The sequence below is a fragment of the Actinomycetota bacterium genome (assembly GCA_005774595.1).
Classification (GTDB): domain Bacteria; phylum Actinomycetota; class Coriobacteriia; order Anaerosomatales; family D1FN1-002; genus D1FN1-002.
Window position 1 is genome coordinate 1 of sequence record VAUM01000391.1, and the last position, 1,589, is coordinate 1,589.

The window sequence follows — 1,589 nt, forward strand, 5'->3', positions numbered from 1 at the left end:
GTCCGAGGGCTCTCGAATGCGGGATGGCGCGTGGCGGTGGCGCTGACCTGGGAGCAGGGCTTCCCTGCGACCGAAGGCCTGTCGCCGCTCGTGGAACGCCTGGCGCGGCTCGGAGAGCATCGGCATCTGCCGCCTTCCGCCGAGCCGGCTGACGCGCCCGACCTGCGGCGCGTGGAGTCGGAGGTCTTCCAAGCGGGTCCGGCGAGAATGCCGGACGGTGGGATCGAGTTCCGCTTCGCGGAGGGCGAGGAGGCGGAAGCTGAGGCGGTCGCGGAGGCGGTGCTGGGAATCTGTGCCAGCGGCATCGCCCCCTCGGAGGTCGCGGTCTTGTACCGCGCTCCCGCACGCCATGCCGCGGCGCTGGCGCACGCCTTCGCAGAGGCCGGCATCGCGGCGGACTTCGACACGCCTGTCGTCTTCGGCGCGGTGCCCCTCGGCCGAGCGCTGTGCGGCCTGCTCGGCTTCGCTGCCGGAGGGGGGCGGGACCTCCTGCTCGCCTACCTGCGGTCGGCGTTCTCCGGAGCCGATCGAGAGGCCGTAGCGCGGCTCGAGGCCGATTGGCGGCGGCGGGGGGTCACCGACCGCGCAGCGCTGGCGCGCGGGGCGCGCACTCTCGGCGCGCGCGTGGTCCGCGACCTCGACGATATCTCGCGCGCCGACGGGCCTGACGCCAGGGCGGTGGAGCGGCTCGCGGCCCGGATGATGGCGTCCGCGCACGGGCGCGACGGCCGCGTCACTCCGTCGGCGGACGAGGACGCCCGGGCGTACCAGGTGCTGGTCAGGACGTTGGGCGATCTCGACGGGCTCGGGGGAGAGGGGCCGCTGCGCGCGGGCGAGCTGGCGGAGGTCCTCCGGCGCGCGGAAGTGGCCGGCGGGCGCTCCGCTCGCGCCGGCCGGGTCCGCGCATGAGCGTCGCGCGCGCCCGCGGGCACCGGTTCGATGCGGTGGTGCTGCGGGGCTGACCGACGACGAGTTCCCCGCTGCGTCGGACGACGCGTTCGGCTCGGCCGAGGTGCGCCAGCTGTTCCGCTCGGTCGGCGCCGCCGAGCCGGAGTGGGGAGGCGTGGCGATGGAGCGGGCGCTGTTCTACGAAGCGGTCACGCGGGCGCGCCGGCGCCTGGTGTTGTGCCGGCAGGTCACCGACTCGTCGGGGACGCCGCTCGGGGCATCGCCGTTCTGGGAGGAGCTGCGGGATCTCTACCGCGCGCCCGAGGCCGAGGCCGAGGCTGACGTCGTCGACGGGGCGGACGGGCACAGGACGCTGCTCGAGGCCGGCCTCGGCGTCTCGGGCGGCCCCGGGGGGCGCGAGGCGCTCAGGAGGGCGGCGGCGTCGGCCCGGCGGGCGCCGCGGCAGGACACACTCACCGACCCGCACGTGCTCGCGCGGCTCGCCTCACAGGAGGTGTACTCCGCCAGCGAGATAGAGTCCTACCTCCAATGCCCGTTCCGGTGGTTCGTCGAGAAGCAGTTGCGCGCCGAGCCGCTCGATCTGGCCGTCGACGCGCTGACCCGCGGGACCGTGGTGCATGCGGCGCTGCGGGACCTGTACGAGCGGCTGCCCGCCGAGGCGGGCGCCGTCCGGGTGACGG

The 1,589-nt window shown here is 75.6% G+C and carries 2 protein-coding genes; both read left to right on the forward strand.

What is annotated here, in order from left to right:
* Positions 1-30 precede the first annotated feature (30 nt).
* Positions 31-909, forward strand: coding sequence for a hypothetical protein (locus tag FDZ70_10400; GenBank protein ID TLM66561.1), 879 nt, complete (start codon positions 31-33; stop codon positions 907-909).
* Positions 910-1,012: 103 nt separating this feature from the next.
* Positions 1,013-1,589 (forward strand): PD-(D/E)XK nuclease family protein (locus FDZ70_10405; GenBank protein TLM66562.1); only part of this gene is annotated, 577 nt, incomplete at its 3' end.